This is a genomic window from Thalassotalea crassostreae (genome assembly GCF_001831495.1).
Taxonomy (GTDB): Bacteria; Pseudomonadota; Gammaproteobacteria; order Enterobacterales; family Alteromonadaceae; genus Thalassotalea_A; species Thalassotalea_A crassostreae.
Map to the genome: position 1 here is coordinate 179,709 of NZ_CP017689.1, position 19,571 is coordinate 199,279.

Here is a 19,571-nt window from a genome sequence, read left to right on the forward strand (position 1 = left end):
ATTACTCTTAGTTTTTGCTAAATAAGGATTTGTTTTGAGCTTTATTACGCTTTAAGTTTAGTCGTGTATCGTTAAGCATATGTTTGGCAAAGCAAGGGAATACCGTAAGCGTTTTATCAACTGTTTGATTATTAGCAAGTCGAATTATTTGTTGATAATAAAAGCTTACTTGGCCAACATTATTTATCGCTTTAACCAAAGATAATGAACTGTTATTACCCCAAATACCACTGCCCAATACTAAATTTTGTTCAAAATCATCGACTTTGTCGATTTCTTGATTGATCAGTTGTTGACTAACATCAGGTTGTGTACATAACGGCCTTGCTAAACCAACGACATCGATTTCACCTTCGTTAATCACACTCTCCATTACGTCGCGAGAACGAAAGCCGCCGGTTATCATCAGTGGCACATTAGCTGCTTGTTTAATCGCTTCAGCGTATTCAATAAAATAGGCTTCACGGCGGCGAGTACTCTCTCGTACTTCGGTTGCCTCAACACCCATTAAACTTAATTGCTCGTACGTACCGCCAGAAATCTCTAATAAATCAATGCTGTCTTCACTAAGCCATTTAGCAACTTGCATACAATCTTCTAGTGAAAAGCCACCTTTTTGGAAATCGGCAGAGTTAAGTTTTACTGCAATAGGAAAATCATCACCTACTGCTTTTCGCACGGCTTGAACAATACTGCGTGCTAGGCGAGCTCGATTTTCTAAACTTCCGCCCCATTGATCTTGTCGTTGATTAATTTTTGGAGATAAGAACTGGCTAATCAAATAACCATGAGCACAATGTATTTGCACGCCAGTAAAGCCTGCTTCTTTAGCAAGCGATGCGGTAGTAGCGAAGCGTTGAATAATATCTTCAATTTCTGCTTGCGTTAAAGCTCGTGGTTTTGAAAACGAACCAAGCATTTTTAATTGCACCTCTGAAGGCGCTAAAGGTTCGCTATTGACTAAACTCGGGCATTGACGTCCTGGATGTGAAATTTGCATCCATAAATGATTGCCTGCAACCGTTCCTGCTTGCGCCCAAGATTTAAAAATTTCCAGTGCCGAATCATCTTCAAGTACAACGTTACCAGCACGCTCTAGGTATCGTTTGTCGACCATAACATTGCCGGTGATCAATAAACCCGTGCCGCCTTCAGACCATGTTCTGTAGAGTTGTTCGTGTTGCTTAGTGGGTCTGTCGAGGCTATCGGCAAGCCCTTCCGTCATTGCACTTTTGCCAATACGGTTAATCAGTGATTGGCCGCAAGGAAGGGATAAAGATTGTGCTAATGGTGATGTTGTCATTTGATTATTTTACAAAAATTATTAAATCTATTTTTCAATATTACCAGTTAACCAATCCGATAACACGATAAAAAATTCATCGGCGTGGGAAATAAATGGTGCATGGGAAGCACGGTGAAATGTATAGCTATCACTGTCAGGTAACAGTTTGTCGACTTGCTCAATCACCGCTTTGGGTACTAGCGAATCAAGGCGACCATACATTCTTAATACCGGCATTTTTAACGCCCTTATTTTACTTCTCAAGTCGACGTTTTCTAATAAGGAAAGAGAACTATCTAAGGTGTCAGTTGTTGCCTGGGGGTATTGTTTTATCAGCTGTTTTATTTGTTTTATATCATTGCGAACGTGCTCAGAACCCATGGCTTGAATTTTCAAAAAACCTTCAATGGTTTTGTTACTATCGATACTCAATTGTTGGTGGAAAGATTGCAGTAATTCAGCCTTAATACCGGGCCAATTTTCTTGTTCGACAAAAAACGGACTACTGGTAATGGTGACCAATCCATCCACGTGCACTGGATAGTGTAAGGCTATATTGGTTGCAATAAGACCACCAAGTGACCAGCCAATAATGATACTAGGTTGCTCGATAACGTCGGCAACCATGGCACTAATTGTTTCTAAGTCATAGTTTGAGATTTCAACGTCACTATTGCGGCCAAAACCGGGTAAATCGATAGTAGTGATAAGAAAATGCTTACTTAGGCGTTCGGCAATTGGTTCAAAAATAGCGCTGTTGAGTCCCCAGCCATGCAAAAATACTAATGATTTACCGTCACCTATAGTGTTAAATTTTAAAGTATCTGCCATGCTTATATCTTTATGCTCCAGTTTGTCGATGCACTGCTTTTTATGTGAAATGACAAAACAGTGTTGAGAAAATTTAAAGGGAATATATTCATTTTAAGCAAAGGAAGGCTGATATGGAAATTAACCAGAAAAATAAATTTTGTTTTAGACGTTTATATCGAGCGGTAAAATATTGTGTTCAGCAAAACATACGAGAGTTACTCTCACGTTGCGACATGTGCCAGCAACCATGTCAACGCTACACTATGCTATGCAACACTTGCCATGCAGATTTGAATACCCTGCAATTAAAACAATATCAAAGTAATTTACTTAATCACCCGTTAATACGCAGAAATCTACCACAAATTCACTTCGATAAACTGGTCTCGCTGGCGCCTTATGCGCCACCATTTAGTTTGTGGATAGGGCAATTGAAATATCAAGGTCGTTTTGAAGTATCTACTTTGCTCGCCGATGTTTTTAGTGACCATTTAAAGCAACAGTTATCTATCGAGGATATGCCAGAACTGTTGCTACCTGTACCTATCCATTCAAGGCGATTACGTTCACGTTTGTATAATCAATCGGCCTTGTTCGGTAAGCGATTGGCAAAGCGTTTGACCATTGAATATCGCGATAATGTGCTCAATAAACGGGTTAATAACAAACAGCAAGTAGGTCAAACGGGAGCACAAAGACGACGAAACTTAAAATCAACATTTTCAGTGGACACCAAGTGTGCTTTACCTAAGCATGTTGGCTTGATTGATGATGTAGTAACGACTGGGGCAACTGCGTCAGAATTAGCTCGAGAATTAAAAAAGCACGGCGTACAAACAGTGACCGTGCTTAGTATATGTTTAACTATGCCGAGCTAATATTCGCTAACTAGCATCGTTGTATTGGAGTATTGTTATTCACTACTTGCACTAAAAACTTTAGAAAAGAACAAAGCATTAGCGACAATTTTTGCACTGCCATGCCAATAGCCCCTAAACACAAGGTTTTCACTGCTTAAGATAACTCGTCCTTTACCAACGTTGTGAGCGATTATCGCTGCATTATCACTGACTCTATCCGCAATTTGCATTGAAGCGTAACCACTTAGCAGTGCTTCAGGTTTGAATTGAGATACTGTGATAAATGGCGTAGATGGTTGTTCCATAATCAAGGTAGAGTTTTTAAACAGAGGTAAATCACTATCGGTATAACCATAACTTAACGGGTGAGAAGTATCTAATTTACTCGCAAAAATGGCGCCAGAAAGTCTTTTCTTTGCGGCAAGTTCTTGTTTATCTTGATAGCTTAAATTTCTTACACCAAATAATCGATCAATCCCTTTTTTACTGACAAACTCAGTGTTAACGATATTTTTATCCGACAATAGACGAGCGCCACGTTTTTGCGCATAGATAGTACCGCCATTTTTAAGCCAGCTTTCGATTTTCTTGATGTTGCTATCAGTCATTGTTCGGTATTGACCATCAACCATAATAATATGACTGTAATTGTTTAAGTCGACATTGCCGATACGGTCGACTTCAACCACAGTGACAGGGATATCTTGCATATTGTCTAGATAATACAGCATATCGCCTGCTTCATATGGAGACACACCAACCCCTGCTAGCATTAATACCTTAATTGGTTGCACAACACGTAACGAAGGGCTACCAAGGTCAACGCCATTTTGGTTATGACCCGTCGACAGAGCATGTAGCTCGATTGAGTATTTAGCAGCAACATCGGTTAACACCTTAAACCAATCTGGATTTTCTTGTTCACCTTTGTTGATCACGATAGAGCCAGTGCTAAATGTTTCTATTTTTTCTCCAATTTTCGCAGTAAATTCCTTAGTCGCTACTTTGGCATTAATGTTGGCACTGAGTAATTGATTTAGTGCTGCTGGCGCATTGAAATCCTGCCAATGAAAGGCGTAGGCGTAAGACTGTTGAGTTGGAATGCTTAGGTTTTTTGCCTTTGGCTGCCAAGGACTTTTTGAAAAGCGAATACTTTTACTGGTTTCAATGCGCACCGAATGGATATTATAGGCGAGTGGCAATGTCCAACCTGATACGTCATAAAAAGTTTCATCTTTAAATTTAGTTACTTGCTCAAATATGGTTTTAATTAAACGATATTGATTTTGTTTAAGCGGAATAAAATAACTTGATTGTGGTAAGTAATCTTCATAGTCACCTTGATAGGCTTGCGTTAAAGGGTAAGCGCTAATTTCATGGCGATTTAACAGCATTAGAAAATTACTTAATCGAGTTTTATCGAATTGCTCTTGAATAATATAACCATCAAAGTCATCGTCATCTGCTAAATCATCGATTTTTTGATAAAACTCATTGCGATAGGCATGTAATTTCTGCTTATTATCTTTCGCGGCGTTTAACGTGGAAAAAGACGTAATGACTTGATTTTTAACTGAATATGAAAAACTACGCACACCATTACTGGTTTCAATCGCTGAACCTTCGCTACTTGATTGTTCAAATAAAATTCCGAAACCACCATTAATGTCTGGGTAGGTTGAGCCTTTGCCATAATAAAAATCATCGAAGTTTTCTTCACTATAATACAGTCTGTTTTGGCTATCTAAGGCACTGCGATGATAATTGGCAAAAGTATTAGTAAGCTCGGTTACTTTGGCTGGCGTTAATGGGTTCGTGCGATCAGGTACGCCCGGTTGAAAGAAATAGCTTGAGTCTTTGCCCATCTCATGAAAATCGGCTAACACATTCGGCTTATAATAATGGAATTGAGCGACACGATTGCGACTTTCAATTTGTGTTAGTGGCAACCAGTCTCTATTTAAGTCAAACATATAGTGATTAGTTCTGCCATTCGGCCAAGGCTCGTAATGCTCTCTATGTTCAGGATCAGTGTTGAGTGTTTTTGTACGGTTACCGTTGATCCAAGTACTGTAACGATCCATGCCATCTGGATTCATACTTGGTTCAATAACGATGATTAAGTTGGCGAGTAAATCGCTGACTTCCTTTGAATTACTCGCTGCCAAATGATATGCAACCAACAATGACGCATTCGAGCCAGATATCTCGTTACCATGGATACTGTAGCCAAGCCAAACTACTGCAGGCGCATCTTTATCTTGTTTTCCTGTGGCGCGGCGATTAGCCAATATTTGGTCTAAGTTTTGTAGATTTTGTTTGCTCGAAATGGTTGCTAATACTTGGCTGCGATACTCATTTGTTTGACCTATTTTTGATAATACTACCTGGTCGCTTTTGGCTGCTAATTCAGTAAAGTAGTTTATCAATTGATCATGACGAACATGTCGGTCACCGACATTAAACCCTAAGACAGATTCGGGAGTTGGGATGTCTTTATTATAGTTTTCGTTGTTTTCAAAATAGTAATTGATCGGTTCTGCTTGTACTTTAGCAAGAAATAATAGCGATGCTATTGCCATCAATTTCACTAAATTTATTAGTTTATTCAAAATAACGATTCCTACAGCTTTGGTTTAATGTTTAAAAGTATAATCTTTTTAATAGCTTACCAAATTATAAACGGTAAAACGAAAATATCATGGTAATTGCAAATTATAATTACTGATCATGCAAATAATAAGTTATAAATAAGAAGATAAAATCGGCGATATATCTAGCGCTTACTGACAGACAATAGTATTATAGCGCCATACTTGAGTAAAATAGTCGGGTATCGATAACGCAGCACAAAATAGCGCTTTATCTCCGACTCTGTCGTTAGCATGAGTGAGACAACAATGATTAAAATTTCTGATACAGCACAAGAGCATTTCGTAAAGCTTTTATCACAACAGGCCGAAGGTACTTGTATTAGAGTATTTGTAGTAAATCCTGGTACTGCACAAGCTGAATGTGGCGTATCTTACTGCCCAGCGGAAGCAATTGAAGCAGATGATATTCGCATCGAATATAACGGTTTCGCGGCATTAGTTGATAAAGATAGTGAAAACTATTTAGTCGATGCGGAAGTAGACTTTGTTACTGACCAAATGGGCTCGCAGCTTACGTTAAAAGCACCGAATGCAAAATTACGAAAAGTTGCAGACGATGCTCCATTGTTCGAACGCGTTAACTACTTCATTCAAACTGAAGTAAACCCGCAGCTTGCTGGCCATGGTGGTGAATGTCAGTTAATGGAAATTACTGATGATGGTTATGCCGTTCTACAATTTGGTGGTGGTTGTAATGGTTGTAGCCAAATTGACTTAACGGTAAAAGACGGTGTTGAAAAACAACTAGTTCAGTTAATGGGTGATGAAATCAAAGGCGTTAAAGATGCTACTGAGCATGAACGCGGCGAACACTCATACTACTAATTATTATCACACCTATATTAGTCCATTATTAATGAATAAAAAAAGCCGGATCAAGTTACTTGATTCGGTTTTTCTTTTTGTATTTGAAAAAGTAAATACTCACCAAAAACATAATAGCGATAAACGGCATACTGATATAAATTAGACTATTCCAACCGTATCTAAACAACAGCCAACCCGACATCAATGATGCAAATGCTTGGGTAAAAAATACTAGGAAATCGTTAAGTGCCTGTATTTTAAATCGTTCTTCGTGTCGATAACTTTGCGGTAATAGCACAGTACCGGTAAGAAATAGAAAGTTCCAAGCAATGCCAAGTAATACTAAAGCCCACCAGTAATGCATTAGTTGCTGACCAAGCAGGGCGATAACTGCGGTAATCGCAAAGGTAATGATACCAACTAGCAATATCTTCTCTAAACCAAAACGCAGTACCAAAAAGCCAGTAACCAATGAAGGTAAAAACATTGCTGCGATATGAGATTGAATCACCCATTTAGTATCATCAAGGGTATGGCCATTCATTTCATGCATGCTCAATGGTGTCGCTGTCATCAAAAAGCTCATTAAACCATAGCCAATTGCACCACTTAAAATAGCAATGATAAATATCGGCTGACGCATAATTTCAGTTAACGGTCTTGTCGGAGTTTGTGTATCAGGCTGTTGTTCAATTTCCGGACTTTCAAATAGTTGAAAAATGATCAAGCCTAGAGCTGCCAGACAAGAAAACGCGAGAAATGAACCGGCGTAACCAAAAGGCGAGTCTATCCAGTCTTTGGCAATAACGGCAATTTCTGGACCAATAAATGCGGCAAAAATACCGGAAATCATTAAGGTTGATACGACTTTTGCGGTACTGTCGCTATCAACACTTTCAATGCCTGCAAAGCGCATTTGTTGGGCGAAAGCGACACTAGCACCAAGACATAAACTTGCGACGAGCAATAAATTAAAGTTGCCTATTCGTGCTGCTTGCATGGCAATTAAGCCGCCAATAATTGCCAGAATAAAGCCGAACATTGTTGCTTTTTTACGACCTAATCGTTGCGCTAACTTTGCCGCAACGAAGGTGCTGCAAGCAACGCCGGTGATCATAAAAGTAAGTGGCAGTGTGGCTAAATCCTCACTCGGTGCAATATGTTTCGCCAATAAGCCGGCGATCAGAGTGATAATAGGGGAAATAGCCAATAACAATGGGTAGGTAACAAACAGTACCCAGATATTGCGCGGGAAACGATAAACTTTACTGATTATCACTGCTGCACCTAACATTAAGGCGACGACAATAACGAGGTTCAACAGCACAGTAATTCCTATAAATTATTTAAATAAAGTGAAACATTTAGGCCTACTATAGGAAATTTAAACCTAGATAGCGATATTATTTATTGGTCGACAACATCACTGTGTAGATTATTGGCGTTCTTGTAATAATGTAAAGCGAGTGTAACGCCGCGAGAAATCATAAATAAACAAAATGCCGCCCATAAGCCATGATTGCCGAATGATTGAAATAAAAACCATGCCGGAAAGAATACAAAAAATGTCGATACAATCATGCTGTTGCGCATTACATCGGCCTTGGTTAAGCCAATATAAATGCCATCAAATAAGTAGCACCAGCAACTCAATACCGGTAAGGCAACTATCCAAGGTAAAAATTGTAAGGCGTAATTATTAACGCTTTCGATGTCGGATAATAAATGGATAATGGCATTGCCTAATAACAAGAAAAACAATGAATACAGAACAGCAAATAGCAGATTGTATTTGAGCGCGGTGCTAACGGCTAATTGCATTGCTTTATTATCGTTTGCACCTTTTGCTCGGCCAACTCGAGCTTCTGCGCCATAGGCAATGCCGTCAAGCCCAAAGGAAATAAGTAGTAGGAAATTTAGTAATATGGCATTCGCTGCCACTACGGTATCGCCCATGCGAGCACCCATAAAGGTGATGAACACAAAACAAATTTCTAAGCATAAAGTGCGAATGACGATATCGCGGTTTAATTTTAAATAAGGAACAAACGCGGTTTTTTCAAATACCTTTTGTTTTATCTGAAGCAGAGTATCGATAACTGAGTTTGTTGTTAATCCAAGCGTTTTAAAAATAAATAAACTACCGATGATAAAACCACTATATTCGGCAATTAATGTGGCGCTTGCCACGCCGACGATTTGCCAGTCAAACACCAGAACAAACAATAAATCGAGTACCAGATTGACTAAATTGGTAATGATCAGTAACCACATCGCATATTTGGCTTTGTGCATTCCTAATAACCAACCTAATATCACTAGGTTGGCAAGCGCTGCCGGTAGCCCCCAAACGCGAATCTCACTGTATTGCCGTGCGTAAAATTGAACTTGCTCACTACCACCGGATAACCATAGCGCGCCTTTGATGTATGGGACTTGAATGGCTATTGCTATTGCACCGATGATTAAAGCGACAATGATGCCACGGCTTAAAACCAGTATGCCTTGCTGAGTATCGCCGCTGCCATAGGCTTGCGCCGATAACCCTGACGTCGACATACGAAGGAAACCACAAAACCAAGAGATAAAAGTAATTATCATCGAGCCTACCGCTGTTGCGCCCAAAAAATATGACTCTGGTAGATGGCCAACGACGCCGGTATCGACAAGACCTAACAATGGCACGGTAATATTTGAGAGGATCATTGGAATCGCAAGCGCAAATAATGCTTTGCGTTCAGTGATTTGTTTTGCTTGCAATGAAAAAAACCTGTCGCGATAAGTTATCCATAGGCTATCATAAAACGTAACTAAATTAATCTTTGTGAGTATTTATGAGATCTTCGTTTTACCTATTTTGCTTTAGTACTTGTATGTTATTTTTTTCTAATGTCAGTCAGGCAACGGTGGTACTGGTTTATCACCACGTCAGTGAGTCGACGCCAAAAAGCACTTCAATTTCTCCAAAACAATTTGAAAAGCACCTACAATACATAAAAGATAATGGTTTTACCGTTATTCCTCTAAACGAAATGATTGACAGCTTAAAGGCGAAAAAGCCATTAGCGGATAAAACCATTGTTATCACTTTTGACGATGGCTATAGCGATATCCTTTATAACGGCCACCCGTTGCTAAAGAAATATGGCTTTCCATACACCATGTTTATTAATCCTGACTCTGTTCCTAATAAACCCGGCATCTACCTCGACTGGCAGCAGATAAAGCAAATGTCAGATGAAGGAGTGTTAATTGCAAACCATGGTTTGAAGCATGATTCACTAATAAAAGTGCCAGCAGGCACTAATGCTGACGATTGGCTTGAACAAAAGCTGACTGAGTTGCAACAATCGGAAGAAATTATTGAACAGCAAACAGGACAAAGCTGGAAATATTTTGCCCTTCCTTATGGTGAATATACGCCAATTGCTCAACAGAAATTAGCCGATCTTGGTTACGCTGTTGTTACTCAACAATCAGGCCCTGTTGGTGATTCCACAGATCTTACGGCGATTCCTCGTTTTCCGGCATCTATGCCTTATGACCAACTTGCACCGTTAAAAGATAAATTAAACTCGGTAGCTTTTGAGTTATCGCAACAAACGCAACGCTCTTCAACCGTCGTTGATGCCAATAATCCAATCGACACCAATGTTGAGCTTAAAGTAGATGACTTTTATCCAACAATGCTTGCTTGTTTTGTCGCCGGAAAAGGACAGGCAGAGGTGAAATGGCACAAAGATAACAATGGCTTTACCATGAATTTTGACACCACTTTCGCTGCCGGTAGACAGCGAGTAAATTGTACTGCACCGAGCATTTCAAAACCTGGCCGATATTATTGGTATTCAAAGCCTTGGTTTGTGCCGAATAAAGATGGCTCTTGGTATAAGGATTAAACAAATGAGAAATATTATTTTATATGGCGCAGAGCCGTCACCATACGTTCGTAAAGTTAGATTAGCGTTGGCGTTTAAAGGGATAGAATATACTCAAATACCCGTATTCCCATTTAGCCCAGAAAAACCTGCAGAGTTCACTGAAAATTCGCCGACAGGTAAGGTACCGTTAATGTTTATTGACGGCAACTACATTACTGATTCTGACGTCATCATCGATTTTATTGAGCGTGAATTTCCACAATCTGCGTTATTACCTAATGATAATTTGTTAGCTGCGCGAGCTAATTGGTTTAATACTTATGCCAGTACCGTAATGATCCCTGCTATTGGTGGTCATCTATTTGCTGAGGTGTTTTTGGCACAAGCCTTTTTTAATCGTGCTCGCTTACAAGAAGATATTGATTTGGCTATAAACCAAGAAATTCCAGATATCTTCAGCTATCTAGAAAAAGAATTAGCGGATGATTATTTGGTCGGCGATACAATGACTTTGGCGGATTTGTCGGTAGGCGGAATTTTTGTGTTGATGCGTCATTGTAAATTTAATTGTGATCAACATAAATGGCCAAAAGTGAGTGCATACATAGACCGTGTCCATGGTAGCGAACTCTTTCAAAGTATCATTAATGAGGAAGTTGAGATCCTTACTCAATACGGCGTTGATTATGCTAACGTATCAGTTTAACAATTTGATATCGTAAAAATTGTGTAAAAATATAGATACAAAAAAGCCGCTATTTAAAGCGGCTCTTATAGTAATTAAATTGTAGTCGATTTAATCTTTTAAAAATTAATCACGAACAACTTCAGCGTTGTGATAGATGTTTTGTACATCATCGCTATCTTCAAGCATATCCATAAACTTATCGAACATTTTCAGGTCGTCTTCACCACTGATTTCTTTGTAATCTTGTGGGTTCCAAGTGATTTCATCAACTTCCAAAGTAACATCTGGGTATTCGTCTGTTAATGCTGTCTTAGTTGCGAAATATTCAGTATGAGGCGCTGTCACTGTGATGATGCCGTCTTCACACTCAACGTCAGTAACGTCGACGTCAGCCATCATTAATGCTTCAAGCACAGCTTCTTCGTCGTCACCTTTGAAACAAAATATTGCCACATGATCAAACATAAATGCTGCCGAACCTGGACCACCAATTTTTGAATCGGTTTTGGTAAATGCTTGACGAACGTCTTTTATCGTACGGTTTGGATTATCTGTTAAGCAGTCAACAATTACCATAAAGCCACCTGGACCAAAGCCTTCATAACGTGCTGGTTCATAGTTTTCACCACCTGCGCCACTAGCCTTGTCGATAGCATTTTGAATAACGTGTGTTGGTACTTGATCTTTTTTCGCTTTTTCGATTAAACGGCGAAGCGCTAAGTTACCATCTGGGTCTAGGCCGCCATTTTTTGCGACAACGTAAATTTCTTTACCGTATTTAGAATAAACCTTGGTTTTAGCACCAGCGGTTTTTGCCATTGACTCTTTACGGTTTTGATATGCTCTGCCCATCTTAATCTGCTCTTTTGAATCTGTAATTGTTGTGATTTTATCAATAATCGCGCAATCATTGCTAGTTGCTTTTGTATTGCGGTTAAATTATTGATGAAAATCTTCAGTTGTAAGGATACATAGGGCCTTAAATACAAGTTTTCAAGGCTATAGCCATCGATTAATTTAAAAACTCTAATGATTATGTTGGCTTTAGCTAATTAGTTTAGTTTTGCATGGATAATTTTAAAGTCGGCTAACAGCGTTTTTGAGTCGATACTTGGTATCTGCGTGGGGTCTTGTTGAATAGGTTTGAAAATCGCCTGTATTTGCCCCTTAGGATTTGTCATCACTAAAGATGCACTATGATTAACCATATAATAATCTTGAGTCGTATCATCGGTGATGGCATACATTAATCCTAAATTTCGAGCAAACGGAAACAGCTTGTCATGACCGCCGCGCAAGGCAACGAACTCCTCGTTGAAGTAACGAATATAGCCATTTAATTTTTCTACCGTGTCGCGATTAGGATCGGCGCTAACAAAAGCGATTTGCATATTGTCGTTGGTGAGCGTTTTTAACTCAGGATAAATATAGTTAATTTCTTGCAAGGTTACCGGGCAAATATCGGGGCAGGAAGTATAGCCAAAGAAGAATATCGTCCATTTGCCAATTAATTGCTCATTGCCAAACGCTTGGTTGTTATGATCGGTTAACTCAAAATTAGTCAACGTACGAGGCGTGGAATACAGCAAAGCATGTTCAGGTTGCTGATTACTGATTTGTGTTTGATAAACAAGGGCGCCAATGGCTGCTGCTACGACAGCCAAAATGATAATAAGAATTTTGTTCATGGTGCTAAATTTGACCCTTTGTTTTGTTCATACTTGTTAATCGTTGTTTTGCATTTGTTTAAATTGATAGTACTAAGCGATCGCTGGAATGATGTAGTGATCGGCTAATAATACAATGAATAACACCATTAAATGTACGATCGAAAATCGAAATGTTTTCATTGCTGTATCACTTTCAGGATTGAACTTTAACTTCCATGCATAAGCAAAGAAGGCTAAGTTAAGCACACAAGCACCAATCAAATATATCCAGCCACTCATACCAACTAAATATGGAATTAAACCAACCACGAATTGCAATATGGTATACAGTAAAATTTGTGTTTTAGTAAAATTGATACCGTGGGTAACAGGCAGCATAGGCACATTGACTTTGGCATAATCGTCGCGGCGATGAATTGCTAACGCCCAAAAATGTGGCGGTGTCCAAACAAACACTAATAACACAAGAAGTAACGCATGCGGGTGCACTTCATTAGTCATTGCTGTCCATCCCAAAAGCGGCGGAATGGCACCAGCTAAACCGCCAATGGTAATGTTTTGCGGTGTCGCACGTTTTAAGTACATGGTATAAACCACAGAATAGCCGACTAAACCAGATAAGGTTAACCATGCCGTTAATGGGTTAATCATCACATATAACATGGTAAAACCAATGATTGACAACGCCGCAGCGAAAGTGATTGCATTCTTATTTGAGATGCGACCGTTAGGGAGCGGGCGGTTATGGGTACGTGCCATAATGGCATCAATACGTTGGTCGACAATATGGTTTATGGCAGCGGCCGCAGATGACAAAAGACCGATACCTAACATAGATGGCAGTAATACTTGCCATGGTATAGCACCCGGAACCGATAAGCTCATGCCAACCAATGCAGTAAGAACTAATAAGGCAACTACTCTAGGTTTGGTGATCTCGTAATATTCACGCCATGATACTTTGCTGTTATCAATTTGCTCTAGAGATATTGATTGTTCGTTTGATTCGCTCATAAAGGTTCCTAAATTAGTTTCCTAAATTTTTCGCTTAAGACTGTACGCTAAGGTAATAAGGCTAAGCATCAATAACGCCGCCACAACGTTATGGCTTACCGCAACAGCTAAAGGTAATGTAAAGACAATATTGCTGATCCCTAGCCCTACTTGCACAGTTAAAATGGTGATAATCATAGACGCATTGTTTTTAAAGAAACTTGATTGTGCATTTCTCATTACGCTAATTGCTAACCACAATAAAAATACCGTTGTGATAATCGCGCCAAAACGATGGGCCACATGAATAGTAATACGTTCAGCTTGGTTCAAAATGCCAAATTCATAACTCTTATGCTCAGGCGGTATTGGATCGAATGAGTTGCTAAACGTGAGCTGCTCAGCCCAATCCCCTTGGCAAATAGGTAATTCAACACAAGAAAGTGCAGCATAGTTACTTGAAGTCCAGCCACCTAAAGCAATCTGTACTGTTAATATTAAAATGCCAATAATTGCCCAGTTTCGATATTTTTTTAGGCTATAGTCGCCGCCTGGTATTCGATAAGGCGTCATCCGCAAATACATCAGATACAGTAAACACAAAGTCACAAAGCCACCAAGCAAATGCCCCATTACCACAATAGGCATTAGACCCATTGTCACCGTCCACATGCCAAGGGCAGCTTGAAATATAACTGTTATTAATAAAAATAAAGGCAGATATAAAGGCGTGCCTTGATCTCTATTTTTAAATGCCAGTAGGAAAATTGCGGCAATAAATAATCCTAATGTGCCAGCAAAATAGCGATGGATCATTTCGTTCCATGCCTTTTCCGGCTCTACTGGTCGCTCAGGAAATGCAGACTCAGCTTGCTGAATTTTTTCAGTGGTATTTGGTACGTCAAGAAAGCCATAACAACCCGGCCAGTCCGGGCATCCTAAACCGGCATCGGTTAATCGTGTATAAGCGCCGAGGGTAATAACTACCAAGGCTAAGAGAATCGAAATAAAAACTAATTTTCGAGTGCTATGCATTATCCAATCCTCGAATATTTCAATAATTTTTTCATGTCACTAAGCATGCCTCTGCCAAACGCAGGAATTTCTTCTGCGTTTTGTGGTTGCTGGTAATTAAGCATGATATTGCCAAGTGGATCTGAAACGTAAATTTGGCCAGGAGGTAATTGCTTCAATGCTTCAGCATTGGTGGTTTTAAATTGCCAATGATTGTTGTCTAAAGATTGCAATTGTTCGGCATTAAAAGGTGAACGAGTTAAAGCAACCGGCGTCACTCTTGGTGTTTCTCGACCTAGAGCCAAGTAGGTGTTTTCAATACCTTTAAGAGCTTGTATACATTTGTCATCACAATTTTCCGGTACCGAGTAGATAACGAGCCATTGCTTATTTTCTGGTACGGCAATGCCAATGTTCGCAAGCGTTAGTTCACCTTCAACCAGTGTCCCTTGATTAGTGACACCTTCATTGAACCACTGATTAGTGAGAGCTAATTTAGCTAAAACCACAGGAATAATAAATACTGATAATAACAGTATCAAACTGCGACGTGATTTTGTTTTCTCGTTGGTCATAACTTACCTATTATTATTTTTGTATAAGTTTGTTTTATAATTTTTGATGCTGGCCCAGAGCATTAAACTGAGCCAAGCGATGGCCAATGTTAGCCATTGCAATGCATATCCTTGATGTTTTTCAGGGGGCATTACTACAGGTTGCCAATTTTTTTTATAACCGACATCTTCTTTTGTATCTAAGTAAACGGCAAAGGGCAAGAGGTCGATGTTAATTAGTTGTGATATTTTTTCCGGCTCAATTTGCTGCAGACGCATTGGCCAACTTTCATTGCTTAAAACTTGTTCAGTTAAAACAACACCTTGTTCAATAAATCGGATGTTGCCGCGAAGCTTTTGTCGACCAGAGAAGGTTTTTAAGGTCGGAATAAAGTTTCTATCGATGCTTCCTTCTATCCATCCTAAGTTAACCAATAAGTGTTTTTTAGAGAGTGAATCGAAAAATACTTGAAACACTTTATAGCCGAGTTTGCCATTGTTGGTTTGGTTATCGAGAAGAAACTGAAAGCGATTGTCAAAGTCGCCATCGATAATGACTGCAATATCATTAAGCTGCGTTGTCTCAAAGTTTTGTAATGTGTCGGCTAAAGGGTTCGCATCGCCATTGTTAATACTTTCAATGCGCTCAAGTCTATGTTGTTTTTCCACGCCACGTTGATATTGCCAAAGGCAAAGCTTGATTAATGCAAAAAATACAAGCAAGGTAAATACTACCCAGGACAGTCGCCAAGATTTTAAGAATTCAGTGGTGTTAAATGTTCTATCGCTCATATAGATACCAAGTGAAGTAATTCTCTGATCATTTTATCTGGTTAAAATAAATGACTACTGCGTTATAAAATATTTTAGTAAGATTAACTACTTATAATATTTTATGCCTTGTATTAATTCATTTTTCCTTAGCTAAAATAGCTCTCATAATTACTTCAATTGGTATACAACTTAAATAAAGGAGCAAACATTGATTTATAAAATTGTTATTATCACTTTATTGGTGATAATGATTTATAACCTGTTTCGAGCCATGGTGATGATGAATAAAAACGATCCTGACAAACCACCTATGTCTAAATACATTGGTCGTCGGGTTATGTTTTCGGCATTAATTGTATTAATTTTATTAATTGGTATTGCGACGGGGCTTATTACGCCAAACCCGAGACCTTATTAATCTTTTTAATTGATTAAATTCTTGGTTAAAAAACCTATTTAAAAACCTATTTAAAAACCTAGTCAATTAAAAAAACAGTTAAAAAAGGCCATGCGATTGCATGGCCATTTTATTTTTAACGCTTTCTTAAATAATGTAAACGAATACAAATAATAGTACCCATACCACATCAACAAAATGCCAGTACCAACTTGCTGCTTGGAAGGCAAAGTGATTGTCTGCGGTAAAGTGGCCTTTGAACACTCGGCATAACATCACTATAAGCATGATGGTACCTAAGGTTACGTGTAGACCGTGGAATCCAGTAAGCATATAGAAGGTATTACCGTATATGCCACTTGCAATGGTTAAGCCCATTTCAGAATAAGCATGGATATATTCTTCAACTTGCAATGTTAAGAATGCTAAGCCTAATAAAACAGTAAGCCCTAACCATATTTTAATCTTACCTCGGTTACCGTTCTCTAACGCTACATGAGCAAAATGAGCAGTAAATGATGAGGTTAATAATAAAATGGTGTTATAAAGCGGTAAACCGTTCCACCCCATAGCTTCTGTCGTATCTCCTGCTGGCGTTACCGTTAGTGGCCACGCTGCTTGGAATTCTGGCCATAATACCTGGAAGGTTTCTAGGTTATTACCTTCACCACCTAGCCATGGCACTGATAGCACACGAGCGTATAGTAAAGCGCCAAAAAACGCGGCAAAAAACATTACTTCTGAAAAGATAAACCAACTCATTCCTTGTCGAAATGAATTATCCATTTGTGCACTGTATTTACCCGCCATTGATTCATCGATTACATTGTTGAACCAGCCAAACACCATGTAGATAACCATGGCAATACCGGCAAGTAAAATCCAACCGCCATATCCGTCACCGGTTTTAAGGTTGCCTACATAACTTCCCGCACCAATTGCAATCAAGAATAATGCAACGGCACCGACAATTGGCCATTTACTCTGAGCTGGTACGTAATAACTTTCGTATTCTTTTGTTGTCATTAGTTTTTCCCCTACGCGTTATTATTATCTAAGACTGAGCTTTTTCAGTGATGTCATACAAGGTGTATGACAATGTTAGCTCGGTGATATCTGCAGGTAGTTCAGGGTCTACATAAAACTGTAGAGGCATCCATACTTCATTTTCACTATCGAGAGGTTGCTGATTAAAACAGAAACACTCAATTTTTTGAAAATAGTTTGCCGCCTGGCCTGGAGACACCGATGGCACTGCTTGTGCAACGCCATGACGTCCTGATTCATTTTTTGCGTAAAATTTTACAAATTTCATTTCACCGGGATGCACTTCAATTGAATTCATCTCAGGTTCAAATTGCCAAGCAGCACCCTGTGCTGTGCGGCTGATAAATTGAACTTTGACAGTTCTTGAAGTGTCTATGCCATTCTCATTAACAGCAGCGGCAGTCGTTGCTGTTTTGCCATTTAACCCGGTAATATCACAAAACACATCGTATAAAGGCACTAACGCAAAACCAAAAGCAAACATGGCAAAAACGGTAGCGACTAACTTCGCCACGCCTTTCTTGACGTTCTTATCTAATGGTTGTGCGTTATCTTTATCCATGAGTTTTCCCTAATTACTTAATTTCTGGTGGTGTTGAGAAAGTATGGTATGGAGCAGGTGAAGGCACCGTCCATTCTAAACCTTCTGCGCCGTCCCATGGCTTCGCCGGTGCTTTTTCGCCACCTTTGATACATTTGATCACCAAGTAAAGGAAGATCAATTGCGATAAACCAAATAAGAAGCCGCCAATACTTACCCACTTATTGAAGTCAGCAAATTGCAATGCATAGTCAGGGATACGACGAGGCATACCTGCAAGACCTAAGAAATGCATTGGGAAGAACAATATGTTTACTGAAATCAGTGAACACCAAAAATGTAATTTACCTAGTTTCTCGTCGTACATATGACCTGTCCACTTAGGTAACCAGTAATAAGCACCTGCGTAGATAGAAAATAGTGAGCCCGTTACTAATACGTAATGGAAGTGAGCGACAACAAAGTAAGTATCATGATATTGGAAATCCACTGGTGTCATCGCTAGCATCAGGCCAGAGAAACCACCGATTGTGAATAAAATCACAAAAGCGATAGAGAACAACATTGATGTTTCAAAGGTCATTGAACCTTGCCACATTGTTGCCACCCAGTTAAACACCTTAACGCCGGTGGGCACCGCGATTAGCATGGTGCAATACATAAAGAATAATTCGCCGGCTAGTGGCATACCCGTTGTAAACATATGGTGAGCCCATACGATAAACGAAAGGAAAGCAATAGAAGCCGTTGCATATACCATTGAGCTGTAACCAAACAGCTTCTTACGCGTATAAGCTGGAATTGTTGTTGAGACGATACCAAAAGCAGGCAATATCATAATGTAAACTTCAGGGTGACCAAAGAACCAGAAGATATGCTGGAACATGACCGGATCACCACCACCTGCGGCATCAAAGAATGATGTGCCGAAGTAGGTATCAGTCAATACCATAGTTACCGTACCGGCGAGCACTGGCATAACAGCGATCAGTAAGTATGCAGTAATGAAGAATGTCCAAACAAACAATGGCATTTTCATGTAAGTCATACCTGGAGCGCGCAAGTTCATAATAGTTACGACAATATTAATCGCACCCATAATTGATGAGATACCCATAATATGAACAGCAAACACGAAGAATGCAGTACTACCATTTGAATAGGTTGTTGATAATGGTGCATAGAATGTCCAACCAAAGTTTGGACCACCACCTTCCATAAACAACGACGCTAACAAGATGCTAAAGGCAAATGGTAAAATCCAGAATGACCAGTTATTTAATCGTGGTAACGCCATATCTGGAGCACCAATCATCATTGGTAGCATCCAGTTTGCCAAACCTGTAAATGCAGGCATGATGGCACCGAATACCATAATTAAACCATGTACTGTGGTCATTTGGTTGAAGAAATCAGGTTCTACAATTTGTAGACCTGGCTGGAATAATTCAGCGCGAATAACCATGGCCATTGCGCCACCGGTTAATAACATGATGAATGAGAACCAAAGGTAAAGGGAACCAATATCCTTATGGTTGGTTGTGTATAACCAGCGTTTTATGCCGGTCATTTTATGATCATGATGATCGTCGT

The 19,571-nt window shown here is 39.4% G+C and carries 19 protein-coding genes; 5 read left to right on the top strand and 14 right to left on the bottom strand.

The features are described 5' to 3' along the window. Positions 1-7 precede the first annotated feature (7 nt). The gene (locus tag LT090_RS00845; protein ID WP_068547261.1) at positions 8-1,303 is read right to left on the bottom strand and encodes an NADH:flavin oxidoreductase/NADH oxidase family protein; all 1,296 of its coding nucleotides are present in this window, start codon (positions 1,301-1,303) and stop codon (positions 8-10) included. Between the two features lie 27 nt (positions 1,304-1,330). Further along, positions 1,331-2,116 (bottom strand): pimeloyl-ACP methyl ester esterase BioH, encoded by a 786-nt coding sequence (gene bioH / locus LT090_RS00850; protein ID WP_068547259.1) that lies wholly within the window; start codon positions 2,114-2,116, stop codon positions 1,331-1,333. Between the two features lie 113 nt (positions 2,117-2,229). On the opposite strand from bioH, the gene LT090_RS00855 reads away from it, so the two are divergent. Continuing rightward, entirely contained in the window at positions 2,230-2,976 is a 747-nt protein-coding gene (locus LT090_RS00855; protein WP_068547258.1) for a ComF family protein, read from the top strand. Positions 2,977-3,011: 35 nt separating this feature from the next. Here LT090_RS00855 and LT090_RS00860 read toward each other — a convergent pair whose 3' ends face one another. After that, a complete protein-coding gene (locus tag LT090_RS00860) occupies positions 3,012-5,570 on the bottom strand; it encodes a M14 family zinc carboxypeptidase (RefSeq protein WP_157726649.1) in 2,559 nt (852 codons plus the stop codon). A 288-nt stretch (positions 5,571-5,858) separates the two neighbouring features. Between LT090_RS00860 and nfuA the strand changes: the two genes are divergently transcribed. Beyond that, the gene (gene nfuA, locus LT090_RS00865) at positions 5,859-6,437 is read left to right on the top strand and encodes a Fe-S biogenesis protein NfuA (RefSeq protein WP_068547275.1); all 579 of its coding nucleotides are present in this window, start codon (positions 5,859-5,861) and stop codon (positions 6,435-6,437) included. A 55-nt stretch (positions 6,438-6,492) separates the two neighbouring features. Here nfuA and LT090_RS00870 read toward each other — a convergent pair whose 3' ends face one another. Both LT090_RS00870 and LT090_RS00875 read right to left on the bottom strand, forming a co-directional pair. Continuing rightward, complete coding sequence (locus LT090_RS00870; RefSeq protein ID WP_082897233.1) at positions 6,493-7,746, bottom strand: MFS transporter; 1,254 nt, start codon at positions 7,744-7,746, stop codon at positions 6,493-6,495. A gap of 80 nt (positions 7,747-7,826) precedes the next feature. Next, entirely contained in the window at positions 7,827-9,179 is a 1,353-nt protein-coding gene (locus LT090_RS00875; protein WP_068547256.1) for an MATE family efflux transporter, read from the bottom strand. A gap of 113 nt (positions 9,180-9,292) precedes the next feature. Between LT090_RS00875 and LT090_RS00880 the strand changes: the two genes are divergently transcribed. Together LT090_RS00880 and LT090_RS00885 are read left to right on the top strand one after the other, a co-directional pair. Further along, on the top strand, positions 9,293-10,318 hold the full coding sequence (locus LT090_RS00880; protein WP_157726648.1) for a polysaccharide deacetylase family protein: 1,026 nt from the start codon (positions 9,293-9,295) through the stop codon (positions 10,316-10,318). Between the two features lie 4 nt (positions 10,319-10,322). Beyond that, complete coding sequence (locus LT090_RS00885; RefSeq protein WP_068547252.1) at positions 10,323-11,006, top strand: glutathione S-transferase family protein; 684 nt, start codon at positions 10,323-10,325, stop codon at positions 11,004-11,006. 105 nt (positions 11,007-11,111) lie between these two features. On the opposite strand, the gene LT090_RS00890 is transcribed toward LT090_RS00885, so the two are convergent. The 6 genes from LT090_RS00890 to LT090_RS00915 form a co-directional block, all read right to left on the bottom strand. Beyond that, positions 11,112-11,840: a YebC/PmpR family DNA-binding transcriptional regulator gene (locus LT090_RS00890; RefSeq protein ID WP_068547250.1), complete on the bottom strand. Its 729-nt coding sequence runs from the start codon at positions 11,838-11,840 to the stop codon at positions 11,112-11,114. 200 nt (positions 11,841-12,040) lie between these two features. Next, on the bottom strand, positions 12,041-12,676 hold the full coding sequence (locus LT090_RS00895) for an SCO family protein (protein ID WP_068547248.1): 636 nt from the start codon (positions 12,674-12,676) through the stop codon (positions 12,041-12,043). 72 nt (positions 12,677-12,748) lie between these two features. Beyond that, entirely contained in the window at positions 12,749-13,672 is a 924-nt protein-coding gene (gene cyoE, locus LT090_RS16905; protein ID WP_068547246.1) for a heme o synthase, read from the bottom strand. A 21-nt stretch (positions 13,673-13,693) separates the two neighbouring features. Beyond that, a complete protein-coding gene (locus tag LT090_RS16910; RefSeq protein ID WP_068547245.1) occupies positions 13,694-14,686 on the bottom strand; it encodes a COX15/CtaA family protein in 993 nt (330 codons plus the stop codon). Beyond that, complete coding sequence (locus LT090_RS00910; RefSeq protein ID WP_068547244.1) at positions 14,686-15,240, bottom strand: hypothetical protein; 555 nt, start codon at positions 15,238-15,240, stop codon at positions 14,686-14,688. The genes LT090_RS16910 and LT090_RS00910 overlap by 1 nt, the downstream gene beginning before the upstream one ends. Before the next feature lie 3 nt (positions 15,241-15,243). Then, positions 15,244-16,011, bottom strand: a complete 768-nt coding sequence (locus tag LT090_RS00915; protein WP_068547243.1) for an SURF1 family protein — start codon at positions 16,009-16,011, stop codon at positions 15,244-15,246. A gap of 190 nt (positions 16,012-16,201) precedes the next feature. Here LT090_RS00915 and LT090_RS00920 point away from each other — a divergent pair, with 190 nt between their 5' ends. Then, positions 16,202-16,411, top strand: a complete 210-nt coding sequence (locus tag LT090_RS00920) for a DUF2909 domain-containing protein (RefSeq protein ID WP_068547242.1) — start codon at positions 16,202-16,204, stop codon at positions 16,409-16,411. 126 nt (positions 16,412-16,537) lie between these two features. Here LT090_RS00920 and LT090_RS00925 read toward each other — a convergent pair whose 3' ends face one another. The 3 genes from LT090_RS00925 to ctaD are packed head-to-tail and all read right to left on the bottom strand — an operon-like array spanning position 16,538 to position 19,548. Then, positions 16,538-17,416 (bottom strand): cytochrome c oxidase subunit 3, encoded by an 879-nt coding sequence (locus LT090_RS00925; RefSeq protein ID WP_068547241.1) that lies wholly within the window; start codon positions 17,414-17,416, stop codon positions 16,538-16,540. A gap of 28 nt (positions 17,417-17,444) precedes the next feature. After that, the gene (locus LT090_RS00930) at positions 17,445-17,999 is read right to left on the bottom strand and encodes a cytochrome c oxidase assembly protein (protein ID WP_068547240.1); all 555 of its coding nucleotides are present in this window, start codon (positions 17,997-17,999) and stop codon (positions 17,445-17,447) included. Positions 18,000-18,012: 13 nt separating this feature from the next. Then, positions 18,013-19,548 carry a cytochrome c oxidase subunit I gene (gene ctaD, locus LT090_RS00935; RefSeq protein ID WP_226996553.1) on the bottom strand — a complete coding sequence of 512 codons (1,536 nt, stop codon included), beginning with the start codon at positions 19,546-19,548 and terminating at the stop codon, positions 18,013-18,015. Between the last annotated feature and the right edge of the window lie 23 nt (positions 19,549-19,571).